Here is a 19,085-nt window from a genome sequence, read left to right on the forward strand (position 1 = left end):
CTTTTAAGAATCATTATAAAAGAGAGATTCGAATTACTGCTTTTAAATTTACAAATATTTAAAACGCAGTGAGTTAAAAAAAAGTAAATTTGTAATTAATAGAATAATAAAAACTCTAAAGAGATGAAGAGATTTTCGAGTTTGTTTGCCCTGTTTATTTCGATCGTGGCATTCTCACAACAACAAGGAAAACTGAGAAAAGTAGCAACCGTGGGTTTCTTAAATGTAGAAAACCTTTGGGATACTATTCGCTCAGCAGATTATATAGACGGAACCAAAGACATTAAAAATCCCGCTTTCCACAGAAGTATTCCTATAGATTCTATTAAGTTTCTGGAAGCTGAAAAATATGACGGGCCATGGAGTGACGGAGCTTTAATTGGCAAAAAAGTAGTTAGAGAACAAGGTGGTTCTGAAGAGTTTACTCCAAAAAGTGCAAAGAACTACGGAAGTAAAATTTATAAGGCAAAGCTGGCTAACGAAGCTAAGGTAATTTCTGAAATGGGAGCTCAATATACCAAAACAGCTCCCGCGGTAGTGGGTCTTATTGAAGTTGAAAACAGACAGGTGATTCAGGATCTTGTGAATGAGCCGGCTTTAAAGAAATATGATTACGGAATTATCCACTACAATTCTTATGATTACAGAGGAATTGATGTGGCGTTGATCTATCAGAAAAGAAGATTTACTCCTACCAATTCATTAAAAAAAGAACTGGTCATTTACGGTGATAGCGGAAGAAGAGAATATACAAGAGATATTCTTGTGGTAACAGGATTTTTAGATAATGAAAAAGTAGCATTTTTCATGAACCACTGGCCTTCAAGAAGAGGTGGTGAAGCAATTTCTTTACCTAAAAGAAATGCTGCCGCAGCGTTATTAAAAAAACAAATGGACAGTGTAAGAGCAGCAGATCCCACCACAAAGCTTTTTGCAATGGGCGACTTTAATGATGACCCTGTAAGCCCAAGTTTAAAAAACCATTTGAAAGCTCAGGCCAATCCAAAAGATTTAAGCGAGGAAACTCCTTATCTTAACCTGATGTATCCTTTATATAAGAAAGGGGTTGCTTCTTTGGCTTACCAGGACGCTCCCAACCTGTTTGACCAGATTATCGTTTCAAAAAACGTAATTTCAGATCAGGTAACTAAAGAATATTCTGTGTACAAAGCAGAAATTTTTGCCCCGCCTTACCTCGTTAATAAAGAAGGGAATTATAAAGGATATCCTTTCAGATCCTGGAATGGAGACCAGTTTACTGGAGGCTACAGTGACCACTTTCCTGCATTTGTAGTTCTTCAGAAAGAACCATAAAAAACTTAGGCACTCTTATTGGAGTGCTTTTTTTATATAAATACCTATATCATGAAAAGTATTATTTTATTAGTAATGATTGCCTTGATTCCTTTCAGCTGTTTTTCTCAGGAAACTCCAAAGAAAAATAAGGAGCAACATGAAATGAAGCCCTCTAAAAATGAAGACGGAGAATGGGATCTTACGGTCATTGATACCCAATTTGACTATTTTCTGAGCGCTGTAGCCCGACCCATCAGCCAGTACACAGAATCTTATCTGAAAACAAAAAATACGTTTTTGGTGAATGAATGGAATGGTTATTATAATTCCGGCAGATACAGAAATATTATAGAATCCGGAATAGATTATGATCCTAAGGAAAATTACGGAATCAGGTTTGAATATAAATTATATCAGGTTTTCGTATATGTAAACTGGAAGTATAAGCTAAGATTGAATGGATTATCCGGAAGCGATGCGATAAGATAAATTTAAAACATCCTCAATAAAAAGGTTCAAAGTAATTTTGAACCTTTTTTATATAAATGCTGTTTAAATTCCATTGAAATACTCAATAGAATGTCTTTCTTAATAGTATTTCGAATTTCCGTAGTAAAAACACAATCCTTTAATTTAACGACGCAAAAAACAACTAAAAAACAGAGAGTTAACATAAAAAAATAGTTCACGACAAGTTGATTTTATTTTATATTTTAGTAATGAATAAAAAAAAACTCATTATGAAAAAAATTATTTTATTAGCAGCTTTCGGAGTTGCTGGATTAGTAAATGCTAAAAGCACAGTGGCATCAAATCTTTATTACAAGGTTACAGAAATCAAAGAAGAGGAAAAGGAAAACAAAGTAAAAGCATTTGGATGTATGCAAGTTTTTGTTCAAACATCTTGCGGACTTAATTCATACACAACATGGTGTAGCGAATGGGGAACCGAGTGTTTAATGAGCGATGCAGAAGCCGTTGAACAAATTAACTGTCATCAGTAATAAAAAAAATAACTCAGATAGTTTATTTACTATCTGAGTTTTATAATTATGTAAAAAATGAAAAAAATATTACTACTATTTATTATTAGCATAACAACTTTCATTCAAGCACAAGAAGTGAAATCAAGTACCGTATTTTATTATAAGTACACGTTCATGCGTGATTCCTTAGATAAAGACCGGAAATTTGAAGAGACGATGGTACTACTTTCAGATGGTAAAGGATCTATCTATAAAAGCTTCTCAAAAATGCGTAGAGATTCAATCGTACAAAGCAACTTTGACAAAGGAAATTACACTATAAACTTTGCGTCCATGCCTCAAGCAAGGGTAAATCATGAGGTATTTTACAGTATAGACAAAAAAATCAAAGTACTTGATAAAATTGTCAATAAGTTTTACGGATATCCCGCCGAAACAATAAACTGGACAATAGAAAATGAGAAAAAGAAAATAGGTGAATTTAATTGTCAGAAAGCAGTTTGTATGCTCGACAATAGAAAGTTTACTGCTTGGTTTACTTCTGACATACCATCTCATGATGGACCATTTCGATTTAAAGGACTCCCAGGACTGATTGTTGAAGTGTATGATTTAAACCATTATTTTACATTTAGTTTGGTTGGTGTTAAGAAACAAAGTTTGAATATAACCTTACCAAAAAACTTTATTGAAACAACAAAAGCAAATTTCATTAAAGAAAGAAACGATTTTTACGCTGATCCTGCTGGAAAAGCTAAAATGTATATGGGGAGTAGTGTTCAATTAGCAGACCCAAAGGTTATTAACGAAAAATTTAAAAAAGACAATCTATTCATAGATTAAAGGACAAAGGAGACTGTCTAAAATCACCTTTCTCTCAGACTCTTGTGTGACAAATTTTGTCATTTAAGAAATTCTCAGAGTATTGGTCTACCTTTTGAGACAGTCTCCTTTTAATTTTTATAATAGCTGAAAATTATTTATTGAATAATTCCTCTACTTTATCCCAGTTTACTACATCGAAAAATGCAGAAACATAGTCAGGTCTTCTGTTTTGGTAGTTTAAATAATAAGCGTGCTCCCAAACGTCTAATCCTAAAACCGGAGTTCCTTTAACGTCTGCTACAGGCATTAATGGGTTATCCTGGTTAGGGGTAGAAGAAACAGATACAGAACCGTCAGTATTTTTTACTAACCAGGCCCATCCTGAACCGAATCTTGTTTTAGCAGCCTCAGAAAAATCAGTTTTGAATTTATCAAAACCTCCGTAATTTTCGATAGCAGCCTTTACATTTCCTACAGGCTCTTTGCTTCCACCGGGAGTTAAAATTTCCCAGAATAAAGAGTGGTTAAAGTGACCTCCTCCGTTATTTCTTACTGCTGGCTTGTCAGTTCCTGTCTGGCAGATTTCTTCAATAGTTTTTCCTGCTAGTTCAGTTCCTTCAACTGCTTTATTTAAATTGTCAATATATGCCTGGTGGTGTTTTGTATGGTGGATTTCCATAGTTCTTGCATCGATCGTTGGTTCCAATGCATCGTATGCATATCCTAGTTTTGGTAATTCAAATGACATAATCTTTATTTTTAATGTTATTATTCAAAATTAGCCAATATTTAAGGTATTATCAAGGATTGTGGATTACTTTAATAAATCTTTAACATTGATATATTGATTTAGAATGAATTAAGTTTTAATTTTTTTATCATATTAATAAAAAGCACGAACCCAATGATCCGTGCTTTCTATTTAACAATATTAAATTAAATTTATTTATTCATAGACATCAGAAATTCCTCATTATTGAGAGTACCTTTGATGTTTTTATTAACAAATTCCATTGCTTCTACAGGATTCATTTCAGAAAGATATTTTCTGAAGATCCACATTCTCTGAGAAGTTACTTCATCCAGAAGCAGATCATCTCTACGTGTGCTGGAGGAAATAAGGTCAATAGCAGGATAAATTCTTCTGTTCGCAATTTTTCTGTCTAGCTGAAGCTCCATATTACCGGTACCTTTAAATTCTTCAAAGATAACTTCATCCATTTTAGATCCTGTATCAATTAATGCCGTTGCAATGATGGTAAGAGATCCTCCTCCTTCAATTTTTCTTGCCGCTCCGAAAAATCTTTTAGGCTTGTGAAGAGCATTGGCATCTACCCCACCGGAAAGTACTTTACCAGATGCAGGCGTTACGGTATTGTAAGCTCTTGCTAGTCTTGTAATAGAGTCCAGTAAAATCACTACATCATGTCCGCATTCTACCATTCTTTGTGCTTTTGCAAGAACAAGGTTGGCTACTTTTACATGTTTTTCTGCTGCTTCATCAAATGTAGAGGCAATTACTTCTGCATTTACGCTTCTTTCCATATCAGTAACTTCTTCCGGACGCTCATCAATCAGAAGAACCATCATATAAACTTCCGGGTGGTTTGCCGCAATAGAGTTAGCGATATCTTTAAGCAACATCGTTTTACCGGTTTTAGGCTGTGCAACAATCATTGCTCTCTGACCTTTTCCGATAGGTGCAAATAAATCTACAATTCTGGTAGAAATGGTAGAATTACTTCCTGCCAAATTGAATTTCTCTTCCGGGAAAAGGGGAGTAAGATATTCAAAAGCAACACGGTCTTTGATAAATGCAAGGTCACGTCCGTTAACTTCTGTTGGCTTTAACAATGAAAAGTATTTCTCCCCTTCTTTTGGAAGTCTTACAATTCCTTTCACCGTATCTCCGGTTTTTAACCCGTAATTCCTGATCTGAGCTGTAGAAACATACACATCATCAGGAGAAGATATATAACTGAAATCTGAAGAACGTAAAAACCCGTAGTTATCCGGTAAGATCTCCAAAACCCCTTCAATACTTACCAATCCATCGAAATTGAATTCTTTTTTATGGTCGTGCTGCTCCTCTCCTTTTTCAGAATTTCTGTTTTGATTCTGATTTTGGTTTTGATGCTGCTGGTGCTGTTGGTTTTGATTTTTATGTTGGTTTCCACCGTTCTGTGGATGGTTGTGTCCTTTTGGAGGTCTGCTAGCCTGCTGTTGTTGAGGGTTGTTAGGCTTTTCTTCAGCCTGAACAGGCTCTTGAGGTTCTGTGTTTTTTGGAGCTTCAACTCTTTCCTGAGATACTTCTGCGTTAGCTGTATTGGTAGAAACTCTTTTTCTTTTCTTTTTTGCCTGAGCGCTTGCTGCTGATTCTTCTGTTGCTACAGCGGTTTCAGCTTTGGGTTCTTCCGGTTTTATTTCTTCAGAAACAGGTATCTTTTCTTCTGTTATTTCCTCTGTTTTAGTTTCTACCGGAGCTTTTGCAATTGCTTTTGGCCTGGCTGCTGTTTTTTTCGGGGCAGCTTTTTTTGCCGGGGCTTTGGCAGGTTTCTCTGCTGGAGCCTCTTCAGTATTTACACTGGCGGTTTCTGTGGCGTTGAAATAATCTTTTGCAACTTTAGGGTTAGAAGCCTGAAAGTCAAGAATAGCAAAGATCTTGTCATTTTCATTGCTGGTTCTTGCAACTTTAACGCCCAAATCTTTTAAGATTTTAGTCAGTTCCGTTACGGATTTTGACCTTAACGTTTCTATGTTAAACATATTTAATGTAAAAATGTAATTAATTGTGAGTAAGAAAAGTAAGTCCGGCGACTTTGGTTTTCAAGTACATTGTATAATGCAAATCTACACTTATTTTTGAATTGTGCAAAATTTATATTATTTTTGCCAAGAATTTAATATTCAATGCTACAGAGAATACAAACCATATGGACCTTATTAGCAGTTTTAGCTGCAGTTTTCCTTTTTATAACAGGACAGGATGTTGTCATTTCAGACAGTATTCCTCTACTTAATATAGGCTGTATGGTACTTGTTATCACCGGAGCATTAAGTATTTTCAGTTTCAAAAACAGAAAAAGACAAATTTTGCTGAATACCATCAGCATCATTATAAACGCTTTGTTGATTGGTGTGTTGGCGTACTGGTTACTAAACTTATCCGGAGGAATTCAAATTCCTGAGAAGGGTATTGAGCCGATTTTCCCATTGATTGCGGTAATCTGTCTGCTTATAGCAAACGTTTACATCCGTAAAGATGAGAGGCTCGTAAAATCTGTAGACAGACTTCGATAGCCTTACAACGATTTTTTGAGTGAGAACAGCTTCTTTTTAGGAGCTGTTTTTTTATTTGTCATCTATTCTTAATTTAAATTATGTAAATTCATTGCAACTTTTTGATTAAAAACACGACATATCATATAATTTTAACAAAAGACAATGAAAAAGTTAACCTATCTTACTTTATCACTATTCTCCATATTTACCTTTGGACAGGAGGTTTCCAAAGAAAGAGTAAAAACAGTTCTTTCCACTCTCGCTTCAGATGAAATGAAAGGCCGTGAAATCGGGACTCAGGAAAATGAAAATGCTGCCAATTATATCGCTAAACTTTTCAAAGAAAATAATCTGGAATACTGTACCGGAACATCTTATCTGGTTCCTTTTGAATACAACGGAAAGACGGTATACAATGTTTGCGGAATCAAAAAAGGAAAATCAGGTCAGTATCTTGGTTTTTCAGGGCATTTTGATCATATCGGAACCAGTGATAAAAGCGGAGACAATATTTATAACGGAGCAGATGATGATGCCAGCGGAATCACTACTCTGGTAGGTATTGCCGATTATTTTAAAAACAAAAAACCGGAATTCTCCATGGTATTCATGGCATTCAATGGAGAGGAAAAAGGAATGCTGGGCTCACGAGCTATTTCCACAGATAAAAATCTGGATCATATTTATAATAAGATGACAGCTCTTTTCAATTTCGAAATGGTAGCTACAGAATCTCAATGGGGGAAAAACGCATTATATATGACAGGAGACGGATTCTCAGATCTTGACGAGCTTTTCAATAAAAATGCAGTAAACGGATTAAAAATTAATGCAGATCCTTATGCGAAACAGCAGTTGTTTTACCGTTCAGACAATGTGAGTTTTGTAAAAAAGAAAATCATTGCCCATTCATTTTCTACCGTTGATATGACAAAAGCATCTCATTACCACCATGAAAATGATGATGTCAATATTGTAGACTTCGATAACATGACACAGATCATCAATAACTTTGGAAAAACACTGGATCAACTGGGTCCTAAAAATTTTGCTCCGAAGTACAATGACCGGGTTAAATTGTAAGTGAAATCATAAAAAATTGCTGTTGCAGCAGTTTTTTTTTACTAAATAGCAATACCTTTTTATCTCCTGTTCTTAAGCCATGTTAAGGTTTATTTATTCAAAAAATAAAGCTGAATAGCGCTGGGTTGTAACAAAAAGATACTTTTTGAAACTTATCCAATAAAGTAAAACAGGATTAAGAACGTCTTATCTTGTAATTTTACGTAATTTTGCTATCCAATTTTTTCATTGAATGAACGAGTATAAAAAAATCTTAAAGTTCGCGAGACCGCATCAGAAATATATCTACGGCAGTTTATTTTTCAATATCCTGTACTCTGTATTTCAGATTGCTTCCTTAGGGACTATTCTACCGGTTTTGGGAATGCTTTTTGGCACCATAAAACCCGAGAAATATAAAACTGCACCTGTTTATTCCGGTGATCTTATTGACTTTTTCTCTTTTGCAAAAGATTATTCCAATTATTTTATTCAGTCATTAGTTTCTGAATATGGCTCTCTAAAAGTACTTGCCTGGCTATGCATTATCACAGCATTTATGTTCCTCTTAAGAAATATTTTCAGGTATTTAGGCTCACTTTTATTGATCAACTACCGTGTAGGTGTTACTAAAGATTTACGGGGAGCTATGTACAGGAAAATATTGACTTTACCCGTTTCTTTTTTTACAGAAAGCCGAAAAGGAGATATGATGTCCCGTATGTCTAATGACGTAGGAGAAGTGGAAGGAAATATTCTGGGAAGCTTAGTTGAATTAATCAACGCGCCTTTTATGTTGATCAGCACTTTGATTTCTTTATTTATTGTGAGTCCGGAAATGACACTTTTCTCATTATTGGTATTGCCTGTAATGGGAACAATGATCGCTTTGATTGGAAAAAGTCTAAAAAAAGACTCCCATGAAGCACAAAATGAGCTGGGAACCATCTTTTCTATCGTAGACGAAACACTAAAATCTTCAAAGGTTATTAAAATATTTAATGCTGAAAAGATCATGGATAACCGCTTCATGCAGTCCATGAACAGATGGATTTCCAGCTCAATGAGTTTGGGAAAAAAGAAAGAATTAGCATCGCCAATGAGTGAATTTCTAGGTTCTATTACCTTTTTAATCATTGCATGGTATGGAGGAAAACAGATTATTGTAGACCAAAGTTTATCGCCTGCAGGGTTTTTGGTATTCTTGGGAATGTTTTTCCAAATCTTACCACCGGCCAAAAGCTTATCTACATCCATTTCCAATGTACAGAAAGGAGAAGCTTCATTGAAAAGAGTATTGGAAATTCTTGATGCAGACGTAAAAATTGATGAAATACCCAATCCTGTTTCGATCTCAACATTAAATCATTCCATCGAATTTAATAATATTGGTTTTTACTACGATAAAGATCATACCATTCTTAAAAACTTCTCACTTTCTATCCCTAAAGGGAAAACAGTTGCTCTTGTTGGGCAAAGTGGAAGCGGTAAAACAACGATTGCCAATCTTTTAGCCAGATTCTATGATGTTTCGGAAGGAGAAATTCTGATTGACGGAACCGATATCAAGCATTTAAAATTACAGGAATACCGTAAGCTATTGGGAATGGTAACCCAGGAATCTGTATTGTTCAATGATTCCGTTTATAATAACATTCTGATGGGTAAACCTGATGCTACCAGAGAAGAAGTAATTGCTGCAGCAAAAATTGCCAATGCAGACTCATTTATTACAAGGCTTCCTGAAGGTTATGATTCCAATATCGGAGATGACGGTGGTAAACTTTCCGGAGGTCAGAAACAAAGAGTTTCTATTGCCAGAGCGGTATTAAAAAACCCGCCAATCATGATTCTGGATGAAGCAACCTCTGCGCTGGACACGGAATCTGAAAGATTCGTACAGGATGCACTGGAGAAAATGATGGAAAACAGAACGTCTTTAGTCATTGCCCACCGCCTTTCAACCATTCAGAAAGCAGACTGGATTGTAGTGATGGAAAAAGGAGATATTGTGGAACAGGGAACCCACCACGATCTGATCGCAAAAAGAGGAATGTATCACAAACTTGTTGAACTTCAAAACTTCGACTAACCTTTTAACTGAATTAAAATGAACCCTATACAAGAGTATTTCTACAGAATCCAAGAACCTGAAAGAAGTACTCTTTTATTTTTGCGTGATACCATCTTAGCTTCAGATCCGGAAAATATTACAGAAACATTCAGTTTCGGACTTCCGTTTATCAAATACAAAAAGAAAATGCTGTGCTACTTTTATTACAGCAAAAAATATCAAAAGCATTATCTGAGTTTTTATCATGGTGACAGACTTGATTATCCTGAATTGATACAGGATGGCAGAAAGAAGTTTAAAATCCTTCTTATCGATATGGATAAGGATATCCCTGTGGAATTAATATTAAACATGATACAGGACGTTAAAAAACATATAAAATAAAAAACTCCGGCACGAATAATCGTGCCGGAGTCATCTTTAAAAAACTTTTATCATTGTGTGTTTATTCCATTGAATTCTGCCTGTTTGATTGCCCAAGCCACTACATTAGCGAAAATAATTGAGTTCTGTACAGCCATACTTCCTAACGTATTTCCGTTACCTGCAAAACCATAAGCAGTTTTTGCTACCGGAAAATTACTGGTATTTGTAGCAAATGGATAAGCCGTATTACTTGCAATTGTTCCATTGGCGTTGAAGTTACTCAAAAATCCACCATCGCCTACATAGAAGAGATTTAAATTCTTATGCTTAAACATAGTTGTTCCTGCGAATACACTCGTAGAGTTTATAGCACTAGCCCCGCTATATGAAGTAATAAAAGATTCAGAGACTCCGTCTAATGCGGATGTTGCACTCGCATCTTCACCCCAGTTTTTACCTCTTACATCACCAAACGGACCATTAAGAATCTCATCATTGATATTGATCATCTGATATACAGCTCCTCCACTGTTTCTTCCCGTAGCATTAATCTGAGGACTTGCAAATATACTTCTCATCAAAGCCTGAATAGAAGCATTTTCTTCCAGCTGGGCAATTACTACTCCTCCTTTATTAAGATAGTCCACAATAGCGGTTCTTTCTGCTGCGTTTGGAGAATAAGGATACCCCATGATAACAATATCAGGTTTGTTATTAAGAGCCGCAATAGCAGGCGCTCCATCTGCGGGTGCAAGGTGAGTAAATCCTTCAAATTTAACCACACTAGTTGCTAATGTTCCGAAATTAGCAGCAGCATCCATTAAATTTCTGGAGGCATCTTCTTCTGCACTGTAACCATGATCTCCAGTACCACCAAGATGTACAACTGTTTTTACAGGGATAACTACAATTACATTTACTGTACAAGTTGTAGATACGCCTCCCTGGCTATCGGAAGTAATAGTAATTGTCTTCACTGATGTAGAAGTTGGAGTTCCTGTTCCGCTTAATGTAATATTCTGATTTCCTGTAGAGGTAAATGTCCCTGATCCGCTGAAAGAAATTCCGTCAACGGTATTGGTTGTAACCGTGTAACTTCCCAATGCCGAAACATTTACAGGCAATGTAATTGTATTGGACGCTGTAAGTGCTGTTCCCACTTTATACACGCCATTTACGGTTGCACTTCCACAGCTCATGGTATAAGATCCGGCCGGGCTTAGTACTGCAATAGAAATTGCTGGTGTACAATTAACTGCTGCCCCATTGGCTTCAAGTGTTATATTATCCGTCTGCACATTCTGAGGAGTTCCCTGCCCCGGAATCTGTATTGTTTGTACGCCTGTATTAAGGAAAACACCTGTTCCATAAAAGTTATATCCATTCGGTGTAGTTCCTGTAATTGTATAATTTCCTAATTTAGTTACATTTACAGCAATACTCAGGTAATTTGAACTGGTAAGTTCTTTTCCTTTAACATAGCTTCCCATTGCTTTGGAAGAAGAGCAATCTACTGTAAAAACAGCTTTCCCCATCTGTCCGCAGACACTTTTCCACTCATTATCAGCAAGACTCCAGTAATTAATACAGTCTTCTGTTGTATTATAAATTGTCAAGCCATCATCTTGAGCATTGTTGATTACAATAGCATTTCTTTGTGCTTCAGTAAGTCTAGGGATAAGAACCCCTTTGTTGTTATTACTAGAAACAACATCCAATACAGAATTGGCATTAGGTGTTGTAGTATTAATCCCTACTGCACCATTGGTGCTTTGAGAATAATATTCTCCAAAAGTAAAGAGAAGTGCAATTAAAATGCACTTGATCGAGGGCGATTTAAATTTTGTACTCATCATATTAAGTTATAATTGTTTAATGGTTAATTATTTTAACTAAAATTATAAAACTTTTCGCAAAATAACAACAACTTTTATTTAATATCATGATTTTAGCTACGCAATACTACTCATGCGTAGCTAAACTCATAAACAACCAACGAATTATAACACATATTAAATAATAATTAAACTTAAGTGATTTTATAAAAAAGAAAAATGATTATGAACATTAAAAAAATAATCAAAACATTAAGAGCATTAAAACATGCACCGCTTTAAGCATAAAAACAGAACAATGTCTTATGTTTTAAGTTTTTCATAAAGACCTTAAATAGTAAATAGTCTTTGATAACGTAAAAGTTGTTGGCAAAAACACCTTTTCATTCATTAAAAATAGTTTTCCATTTGGAAATAGTATTTCTACTTATCTTAAACAGTCTGCTCAGCTGGAGATTATTAAGTCCGTTCTGTTTCTGATATTTCAGAATTTTCAATATAGATTTTTCGTCATATGAACGAAGTCTTTGATTATTAAATCCAACCGCATATTCAGGCTCTCCAAAAACCAGCTGATTAAACTTGAGAACATCAAAAGCCGAATTCAATGTTTTAAGCTTAAGCCTGATTGTAGCGTCTATTAACTTTTCCGGGAACTTTTCCTCGAGAATATCAGTATAAATCTGTTTGTAATCGGGAGTCATATTATATTTTTTTCATCCATTTGTATAAAGTAGTTTTAGGTATTTTATACCTTTCCACAGCATCGCTGACAGTCATTGTTCCGGTTTTTATTTTTTCCAGAATAAAATCCTTAACCTCTTGCGTATAAATGCTTTTTCTGAAAATCAGGGTATTTTCCTTTTTTCTGAATGCATTATCAATTCTGGACTGCGGAGAATACAAAATAAGATGCCCGGTATAAAATCTAAAGAAATCAAACTTTAAAAGCTTGCACCATTTCAGAAGGATATCGGTATCCATACTTTTTGTATGGTACATTTTTTCTATATCTTCTTCCGTTTGCTCGAAAAATCTGCAGATTCTTTCTATAGAAATCTGATGCTCTTCTACTTTGGACCTGATCAGATCCCCAATATTAATGTCCTTAATATTCATCACAATATTTTTAAGTAAAAATATTGACAAGAGAAGCAAACATCACTAAGAAAAACTACTCAAAACTACGTATAAGTAATAAAAAACAGGATTCTGTTTAAATTTTTATAAGAAAGCTGTTGATATTGATCTCCGAGGAAATATTCAGTTTTTTCCGGATTCTGTATTTTTTACTTTCTACGGCGCGAATACTGTTATTGGTACACTGTGCTATTTTCTTAGTATCAAAATCCAGCTTCATCAAAGCACAAAAATACAACTCAGAATGAATGAGATTAGGATTGATCGTTAAAAGATCTGGAATAAAATGAGGAAAAAACACCTGAAACTTTTCAAAAAACATAGGCGAATTGTTTTCTGCCAACATTAAAATTTCCCTGATATTTTCTTCCGAAAGATGATTGATAAGCATTTGATGCTTCATCAGCTCTGCATTCGTTTTTACAAGATCTTTGATGGTAGAATCTTTCTCATTTTTATCTGTAATTAAGCCATGGATCAACTGATCTTTCTGGGTTATAAAAACGATATCCACCAGAAAAGAGGCAACAGAAAACAAAATATTCAGCAATTTTATGGTCTTAAAATCCTCTTTTTCTATAAATCTGCTTTTAGGAAGAAAATCAAAATCAAAGTAAAGGCAAGCAATAAAGTTAATGCTGATAATAAAAGTAATAAAAAAAATTGCAAAAGCATCTTTTTTATAGTTCAGAAAGAATGGAACGGCAAACAAAAGACAAAAATAGAAATACTCTACTCCTGCATTTTTATAGGTATAGATATTAAAAAAGTTCACTATAAAAGTAAGTAAAACGAATATTCCGATTATGGAGGTTTTCAAAATCTTTTTAAAACGTTTCGTTTTTCCTTTTATAGCAATCAGAAACAGCCAGAAAAAGGTAATGACAGTAAGGAATATGGAGATCAGCATATCTCCGAAAAAAGTAATAATAAAAATAGAATAAAACAGGAATATGAAAAACAATAAAAGCAAATACCGGTTAATAAGATGAAGATAATTACTTTCAAAATCATCATCCATGTTCTCAGCTTCGTCGTTGATCACCTTAAATAAAAATTTATAAATCATCTTGATGTTTTTTATGTTTTCACAAGCTTAAGTTGGCATTTGTACTCCTGAAGGCATAAATTTCCCAATATTAACAGCTTTTTATGCAAAAAAAACTACAAATGAAATTTACTAGTCTTTTTCAGCATTAAAAGAATATGATTAAGGTGTTTTTTCTAGCTACAATTTACTAAAAATTGATATTAAAATTATCAAATGAAATATCATTTTTGAAAACAAATTAATAAGCATTTACCTCATATCACTTAAAAAGCATGAGCTTGTGTTTTTTGAGCATGCAAAATTATTAATCACAATGGAAAAGCACCCATCTTACAATACGCAATATTACTCATGCGTAATTTAAACTTTATACACTTAAATGTGGTTTCGTATTACTAAATAAAAAAGAGAGCTGTATAAGCTCTCTTTTCATTCTATATGCGATAAGAATATTAATTTTCTTTCAGTTTGGCGATAACATCCTCACCACCTTTTGTAATATCTCCGATTTTACAGATAATCTCAGTATCCAAAGGCAGGAATACATCCATTCTGGAACCGAATTTGATAAATCCGAATTCATGTCCGGCTTTTGCCTTATCTCCTTCATTACAGTAGAAAACGATTCGTCTTGCAACATAACCTGCAATCTGTCTGAAGACTACTTTATGATCAGTCATCGTCTGAATAGCTACCGTAGTTCTTTCGTTCTCCGTAGAAGACTTTTCATGCCATGCTACAAGATACTTTCCAGGGTGGTATTTTTTGTAAATAACATCTCCCGAAACCGGATATCTACAAATGTGAACATTGAGAGGAGACATAAAAATAGAAACCTGGATAGCTTTTCCTTTGATAAACTCATCCTCTTCCACTTCTTTGATCATTACCACTTTTCCGTCCACCGGAGCAATTACGTTTTCTTTGTGATCAAGAATATTACGATCAGGAACTCTGAAGAACCAGAAAACTAAACCGTAAATAACCAATAAAGGCATAATGATCACCAGTGACCATATTTTAAGGAAATAGATTGCGAGAGCACCCAGTATAATAAAAAGCAGGGTTGCAACGGTAATCGTTCCTTTTGATTCTCTATGTAATTTCATGAGACTAAATAAATTTTTCTAAAATAAAGTACAAATATACGACAGGAACGCAGATAATAAAACTATCAAGTCTGTCTAAAACTCCTCCATGTCCAGGAATAATGTTTCCACTGTCCTTTACACCGAAGTTTCTCTTCAATTGACTCTCCACCAAATCGCCTAATGGCGCAAAGGCAGCCACTAAAAATCCTACGACCATCCAGTTCCCCCTCAACTCCGGCTGATAATGCTCAATAAAGTAGGATAAAACCAGTGTTAACACGACACCTCCCGCATATCCTTCCCATGTTTTTTTAGGAGATATTTTAGGGGCCATTTTATGTTTGCCGAAGAACTTCCCTACCAGGTAAGCAAAGGTATCGCTACTCCAGATCAGAATGAACAGAAACAGAACCTCCAAAGAGAAACTATCACTATAGCTGGAGAACTTTGGCAGCCCTAATGCAAAACTAAATGGCAGTGCTACGTAGATAACAGTAAAAATAAGCTTTCCGCTGTCGAAGTATAATTCGTTAGGATATTTGAATAAAGTAACTACAGCAATACCAATAAGTGCCAGTGCCAGTATTTCACTGAGCCTGAAATCAAAAAAGAAATCGTGATTAAAATATCTTTTGGAAAACATGTAGAAAATAAAAATGACCAATGGATATACGACCCATTTTTCATAGCCGTTTCCAAACTTCATGATTTTAACACATTCCCAGGTTCCTACAATCAGCAGCAGACTCATCAATCCATGATAAAGATACTGTTGCTTGATAAGACCCGGTACAATATTGTTCAGCAGCTGTGCTCCCAGCGGAGTAGAACAAAGAATAATGATAGCTACATAAACGATACCTGATATGGTTCTTTGAATGAGATTTTTGTCCAAAATTTAAAATTTAGAAATGGTTGCTTAATCTTCAAGCAGCAATAAAAACAGTTTTGTACTGGAATTGGAAGAACTGTCCATTTTTGATTGGCTTCCGCTAATGGAAGTAAGGTTCTTGATATTTCCGTTCCTTTTTATTTTCCCCATAGCATCATTCAGGTTGTTTACAATCTGAGAAACATTGGCAATGATGATAATTCTATCGGGAAGCCTTGAAGAATGATAATGAAGAATATTATTATGTGAAAGCATAATTCTGCCATCATAGGCGATCAGGTATTCACAGGTGATGAATGCGGCGTCATTAGACGGCTGAAGTTCTGAAGTGTAGGTAGACTTCACAACATTCAAAAAGTTCTGAAGTTCTTTATCCCAACAGAAAAGGCTTTGAATAGCTTCTATTTTGACAATCTGATTTAAAGTTTGTAGAGCTTCCGCTTCGTCTGCACAATAATTAAAAAATCCCCCGGAATGCGTAAATAATTGCGCAAACTTATAGTCAAGATCCGCATTTTTCAGCGAATCCCCAAGCTTCTCCAGGCTCTGTTTATCCTCTTCTTCAGGCTGGTTGGTAAGTTTGCTTACAATCCTCTTGAATAAATTCAACTTAATCTATTTTTAGTCAACTTTATACAAAAATAGAAAATAAATTACAATAGTGTCCAAAATATCTCCTTAAATATGAAAAAACCTGACAATTTTACAGTTGTCAGGTTTTATGAATTATATTTTTTTTAGAATCTTAAAGCTGTGTCGGGCTTTCCGGAGCCTGAATTTCGCTTTCTTCTTCTTTTTCTTTGACCTGAGGTGTTTCCACTACTACCGGCTCATCTTTTTCAGGAATAGTATTGGTTACAGGCTTCTCTGTCAATTCTGGATCCCATGCTCTTTTTCCGAATATTTCTTCTAAGTCTTCACGGAAGATCACTTCTTTTTCTAACAGTTTATTAGCCAAAGCATCAAGCTTATCTTTATTTTCTTCAAGAATTCTTACCGCTCTTTCATACTGATTTTCGATGATCAATTTGATCTCAGCATCAATTTTGGTAGCCGTTTCTTCGGAATATGGTTTTCCGAAATTGTATTCAGACTGGCCAGAACTGTCATAGTAAGAAATATTACCGATATTAGGGCTTAAACCGTAGATTGTAACCATTGCCTGAGCTCTCTTTGTTACTGTTTCCAGATCAGAAAGTGCTCCTGTAGAAATATTATTGAAGATCACCTGCTCTGCTGCTCTACCTCCTAATGTTGCACACATTTCGTCCAACATCTGTTCAGTAGTGGTAAGCTGTCTTTCTTCCGGAAGATACCATGCTGCTCCTAAAGAACGTCCTCTTGGAACAATCGTTACTTTCAAAAGTGGAGATGCATGTTCTACCAGCCAAGAGATTGTAGCGTGACCTGCTTCATGATAAGCAACTCTTCTCTTTTCAGATGGTTTGATTGCCATGTTTTTCTTTTCAAGTCCACCGATAATTCTGTCAACCGCATCCAGGAAATCCTGTTTTGTAACAGAAGTATGGTTATATCTGGCCGCAATAAGCGCAGCTTCGTTACAAACGTTTGCAATATCTGCCCCACTGAAACCTGGAGTTTGTTTGGCCAGGAAATCTCTGTCCACATTATCGTCAAGCTTGATCTTTTTCAAGTGAACATCAAAGATATGTCTTCTTTCGTGAAGCTCCGGAAGGTCTACATAGATAGAACGGTCAAAACGTCCTGCTCTCATCAAAGCTTTATCCAGGATATCTGCTCTGTTGGTTGCAGCCATTACAATTACATTCACATCTGTTCCGAAACCGTCCATTTCAGTAAGAAGCTGGTTCAGGGTATTTTCTCTTTCGTCGTTTCCGCCGGAGAAATTATTTTTTCCTCTTGCACGTCCGATGGCATCAATCTCATCAATGAAGATAATTGCCGGAGATTTTGCTTTTGCCTGAGCAAAAAGGTCTCTTACTCTTGAAGCACCTACTCCTACAAACATTTCAACGAAATCTGAACCTGAAAGTGAGAAGAACGGAACTTTAGCTTCCCCAGCAACGGCTTTTGCCAATAACGTTTTACCTGTTCCCGGAGGCCCTACCAAAAGAACACCTTTAGGAATTTTACCTCCAAGTTTTGTATATTTTTCGGAGTTCTTCAAGAAATCTACCACTTCCTGAACTTCTTCTTTGGCTCCTTCCAATCCTGCAACATCTTTAAATGTTACCTGAATTCTTTCTTTTTCGTCGAAAAGCTTTGCTTTGGATTTTCCGATTGAGAAGATCTGTCCGCCAGGACCTCCGCCTCCACCCATCTTTCTGAAAAGAAGGAAGTAGAATAATCCAAGAATAGAAATCCAAACCAGCGCAGGAACCAAGATGTCCATTAGAGCACTTTTGCCTGTTCCGTAATCTTTAGTTGTTTTAATAGCCGGATTGCTGGCTTTGACCTGCTCAAATTTCTGAAGGAAAAGTTGAAGGTCTCCGTATTTCACAGAAAAATCTGCTTTAGGAGCCATTTCGAAAGCAGAAAGAGGATTGTTTTCTTTTCCTGCTTTGGAAACCATTGCCGTTTTCGCTTCTTTTGTTAGGAAAACATCAGCTTTCTCTATGTCTTTGTATATAATTATATTCTGGACTTTGCCCGCCTGCATTTCTCTAAAGAAACCATCTTCATCAATAGATTTTGCTGCATCACCTCCAAGGAAATTGGAACCAAAGAATAGCAAAAGAGCTACGATTGCAATAGGAAAGAACCAGTTGAATCCTTTATTATTCATTTAGACTTTTTAAAATTTTTATTATTCATTTTCAATTTTGGTAATGACTGCGTCACCCCAAAGTTCTTCTATGTCGTAGTACTCACGTACCTGTTTTTGGAATATATGAACCACCACTGAAACGTAATCCACCAATACCCACATTGCATTTTCAGTACCTTCTACGTGCCAGGGTCTGTCCTGTAGTTCGTTTCTTACTTTCTTCTCTACACTTCCTGCCAATGCAGCTACCTGTGTATTTGAGTTTCCGCTGCATATCACGAACGTTTCTGCTACGGAGTTTTCGATGTTGGAAAGATCAAAGATCATAATGTCTTCCCCTTTTACATCCTGGATAGCTTCAACGATTTTATCTATTAACGCTTGTTTTTCTGCTGTTTTATTCATTAAAAAAATACTATAATCTGCAAATTTATTG

19 protein-coding genes are annotated in these 19,085 nt (G+C 35.4%); 8 read left to right on the plus strand and 11 right to left on the minus strand.

Annotation, left to right across the window (positions count from 1 at the left end):
* The first annotated feature begins 123 nt into the window (after positions 1-123).
* The 4 genes from BW946_RS09840 (at position 124) to BW946_RS09855 (ending at position 3,125) form a co-directional block, all read left to right on the plus strand.
* Positions 124-1,314, plus strand: a complete 1,191-nt coding sequence (locus BW946_RS09840; RefSeq protein ID WP_076596011.1) for an endonuclease/exonuclease/phosphatase family protein — start codon at positions 124-126, stop codon at positions 1,312-1,314.
* 51 nt (positions 1,315-1,365) lie between these two features.
* Positions 1,366-1,785 carry a DUF6146 family protein gene (locus BW946_RS09845; protein WP_076596012.1) on the plus strand — a complete coding sequence of 140 codons (420 nt, stop codon included), beginning with the start codon at positions 1,366-1,368 and terminating at the stop codon, positions 1,783-1,785.
* 251 nt (positions 1,786-2,036) lie between these two features.
* The gene (locus BW946_RS09850; protein WP_139325992.1) at positions 2,037-2,300 is read left to right on the plus strand and encodes a hypothetical protein; all 264 of its coding nucleotides are present in this window, start codon (positions 2,037-2,039) and stop codon (positions 2,298-2,300) included.
* A 57-nt stretch (positions 2,301-2,357) separates the two neighbouring features.
* Positions 2,358-3,125, plus strand: a complete 768-nt coding sequence (locus tag BW946_RS09855; protein WP_076596014.1) for a GLPGLI family protein — start codon at positions 2,358-2,360, stop codon at positions 3,123-3,125.
* 133 nt (positions 3,126-3,258) lie between these two features.
* On the opposite strand, the gene BW946_RS09860 is transcribed toward BW946_RS09855, so the two are convergent.
* Together BW946_RS09860 and rho are read right to left on the minus strand one after the other, a co-directional pair.
* Positions 3,259-3,855, minus strand: a complete 597-nt coding sequence (locus BW946_RS09860; protein WP_076596015.1) for a superoxide dismutase — start codon at positions 3,853-3,855, stop codon at positions 3,259-3,261.
* A gap of 194 nt (positions 3,856-4,049) precedes the next feature.
* Positions 4,050-5,873 (minus strand): transcription termination factor Rho, encoded by a 1,824-nt coding sequence (gene rho, locus BW946_RS09865; RefSeq protein WP_076596016.1) that lies wholly within the window; start codon positions 5,871-5,873, stop codon positions 4,050-4,052.
* A 144-nt stretch (positions 5,874-6,017) separates the two neighbouring features.
* On the opposite strand from rho, the gene BW946_RS09870 reads away from it, so the two are divergent.
* The 4 genes from BW946_RS09870 to BW946_RS09885 all read left to right on the plus strand — a co-directional run bounded on the left by BW946_RS09870 (position 6,018) and on the right by BW946_RS09885 (position 9,909).
* Complete coding sequence (locus tag BW946_RS09870) at positions 6,018-6,407, plus strand: DUF4293 family protein (protein WP_076596017.1); 390 nt, start codon at positions 6,018-6,020, stop codon at positions 6,405-6,407.
* A gap of 144 nt (positions 6,408-6,551) precedes the next feature.
* Complete coding sequence (locus BW946_RS09875) at positions 6,552-7,472, plus strand: M28 family peptidase (protein WP_076596018.1); 921 nt, start codon at positions 6,552-6,554, stop codon at positions 7,470-7,472.
* 232 nt (positions 7,473-7,704) lie between these two features.
* The gene (locus BW946_RS09880; protein ID WP_076596019.1) at positions 7,705-9,543 is read left to right on the plus strand and encodes an ABC transporter ATP-binding protein; all 1,839 of its coding nucleotides are present in this window, start codon (positions 7,705-7,707) and stop codon (positions 9,541-9,543) included.
* A gap of 18 nt (positions 9,544-9,561) precedes the next feature.
* Positions 9,562-9,909, plus strand: a complete 348-nt coding sequence (locus BW946_RS09885; protein ID WP_076596020.1) for a DUF1801 domain-containing protein — start codon at positions 9,562-9,564, stop codon at positions 9,907-9,909.
* A gap of 50 nt (positions 9,910-9,959) precedes the next feature.
* Here BW946_RS09885 and BW946_RS09890 read toward each other — a convergent pair whose 3' ends face one another.
* From BW946_RS09890 to rsfS, 9 genes are all read right to left on the minus strand, one after another.
* Positions 9,960-11,744 (minus strand): hypothetical protein, encoded by a 1,785-nt coding sequence (locus tag BW946_RS09890; RefSeq protein ID WP_076596021.1) that lies wholly within the window; start codon positions 11,742-11,744, stop codon positions 9,960-9,962.
* 365 nt (positions 11,745-12,109) lie between these two features.
* Positions 12,110-12,430, minus strand: a complete 321-nt coding sequence (locus tag BW946_RS09895) for a transposase (RefSeq protein ID WP_076596022.1) — start codon at positions 12,428-12,430, stop codon at positions 12,110-12,112.
* Between the two features lies 1 nt (position 12,431).
* Positions 12,432-12,845: a transposase gene (locus BW946_RS09900; RefSeq protein WP_076596023.1), complete on the minus strand. Its 414-nt coding sequence runs from the start codon at positions 12,843-12,845 to the stop codon at positions 12,432-12,434.
* A gap of 97 nt (positions 12,846-12,942) precedes the next feature.
* Positions 12,943-13,935: a helix-turn-helix transcriptional regulator gene (locus BW946_RS09905; protein WP_083688841.1), complete on the minus strand. Its 993-nt coding sequence runs from the start codon at positions 13,933-13,935 to the stop codon at positions 12,943-12,945.
* 434 nt (positions 13,936-14,369) lie between these two features.
* Positions 14,370-15,026, minus strand: coding sequence for a phosphatidylserine decarboxylase family protein (locus BW946_RS09910; protein ID WP_076596024.1), 657 nt, complete (start codon positions 15,024-15,026; stop codon positions 14,370-14,372).
* Between the two features lie 4 nt (positions 15,027-15,030).
* Positions 15,031-15,903: a phosphatidate cytidylyltransferase gene (locus BW946_RS09915; RefSeq protein WP_076596025.1), complete on the minus strand. Its 873-nt coding sequence runs from the start codon at positions 15,901-15,903 to the stop codon at positions 15,031-15,033.
* Positions 15,904-15,927: 24 nt separating this feature from the next.
* The gene (locus tag BW946_RS09920) at positions 15,928-16,509 is read right to left on the minus strand and encodes an LUD domain-containing protein (RefSeq protein WP_076596026.1); all 582 of its coding nucleotides are present in this window, start codon (positions 16,507-16,509) and stop codon (positions 15,928-15,930) included.
* A gap of 136 nt (positions 16,510-16,645) precedes the next feature.
* Positions 16,646-18,667: an ATP-dependent zinc metalloprotease FtsH gene (gene ftsH, locus BW946_RS09925; protein WP_076596027.1), complete on the minus strand. Its 2,022-nt coding sequence runs from the start codon at positions 18,665-18,667 to the stop codon at positions 16,646-16,648.
* A gap of 21 nt (positions 18,668-18,688) precedes the next feature.
* Positions 18,689-19,054, minus strand: coding sequence for a ribosome silencing factor (gene rsfS / locus BW946_RS09930; RefSeq protein ID WP_047376360.1), 366 nt, complete (start codon positions 19,052-19,054; stop codon positions 18,689-18,691).
* Positions 19,055-19,085 lie beyond the last annotated feature (31 nt).

Origin of the sequence: Chryseobacterium sp. RU33C (assembly GCF_900156015.1) — a bacterium.
GTDB classification, from domain to species: domain Bacteria; phylum Bacteroidota; class Bacteroidia; order Flavobacteriales; family Weeksellaceae; genus Chryseobacterium; species Chryseobacterium candidae.

What these genes read in the sequence shown, in the direction of transcription:
- BW946_RS09840 (WP_076596011.1), top strand. Translation starts at nt 124, where the DNA reads ATGAAGAGATTTTCGAGTTTGTTTGCCCTGTTTATTTCGATCGTGGCA.
- BW946_RS09890 (WP_076596021.1), bottom strand. Translation starts at nt 11,744, where the DNA reads ATGAGTACAAAATTTAAATCGCCCTCGATCAAGTGCATTTTAATTGCA.
- BW946_RS09870 (WP_076596017.1), top strand. Translation starts at nt 6,018, where the DNA reads ATGCTACAGAGAATACAAACCATATGGACCTTATTAGCAGTTTTAGCT.
- BW946_RS09895 (WP_076596022.1), bottom strand. Translation starts at nt 12,430, where the DNA reads ATGACTCCCGATTACAAACAGATTTATACTGATATTCTCGAGGAAAAG.
- BW946_RS09880 (WP_076596019.1), top strand. Translation starts at nt 7,705, where the DNA reads ATGAACGAGTATAAAAAAATCTTAAAGTTCGCGAGACCGCATCAGAAA.
- BW946_RS09910 (WP_076596024.1), bottom strand. Translation starts at nt 15,026, where the DNA reads ATGAAATTACATAGAGAATCAAAAGGAACGATTACCGTTGCAACCCTG.
- BW946_RS09845 (WP_076596012.1), top strand. Translation starts at nt 1,366, where the DNA reads ATGAAAAGTATTATTTTATTAGTAATGATTGCCTTGATTCCTTTCAGC.
- BW946_RS09855 (WP_076596014.1), top strand. Translation starts at nt 2,358, where the DNA reads ATGAAAAAAATATTACTACTATTTATTATTAGCATAACAACTTTCATT.
- BW946_RS09860 (WP_076596015.1), bottom strand. Translation starts at nt 3,855, where the DNA reads ATGTCATTTGAATTACCAAAACTAGGATATGCATACGATGCATTGGAA.
- BW946_RS09850 (WP_139325992.1), top strand. Translation starts at nt 2,037, where the DNA reads ATGAAAAAAATTATTTTATTAGCAGCTTTCGGAGTTGCTGGATTAGTA.
- BW946_RS09900 (WP_076596023.1), bottom strand. Translation starts at nt 12,845, where the DNA reads ATGAATATTAAGGACATTAATATTGGGGATCTGATCAGGTCCAAAGTA.
- BW946_RS09905 (WP_083688841.1), bottom strand. Translation starts at nt 13,935, where the DNA reads ATGATTTATAAATTTTTATTTAAGGTGATCAACGACGAAGCTGAGAAC.
- rsfS (WP_047376360.1), bottom strand. Translation starts at nt 19,054, where the DNA reads ATGAATAAAACAGCAGAAAAACAAGCGTTAATAGATAAAATCGTTGAA.
- BW946_RS09875 (WP_076596018.1), top strand. Translation starts at nt 6,552, where the DNA reads ATGAAAAAGTTAACCTATCTTACTTTATCACTATTCTCCATATTTACC.
- rho (WP_076596016.1), bottom strand. Translation starts at nt 5,873, where the DNA reads ATGTTTAACATAGAAACGTTAAGGTCAAAATCCGTAACGGAACTGACT.
- ftsH (WP_076596027.1), bottom strand. Translation starts at nt 18,667, where the DNA reads ATGAATAATAAAGGATTCAACTGGTTCTTTCCTATTGCAATCGTAGCT.
- BW946_RS09885 (WP_076596020.1), top strand. Translation starts at nt 9,562, where the DNA reads ATGAACCCTATACAAGAGTATTTCTACAGAATCCAAGAACCTGAAAGA.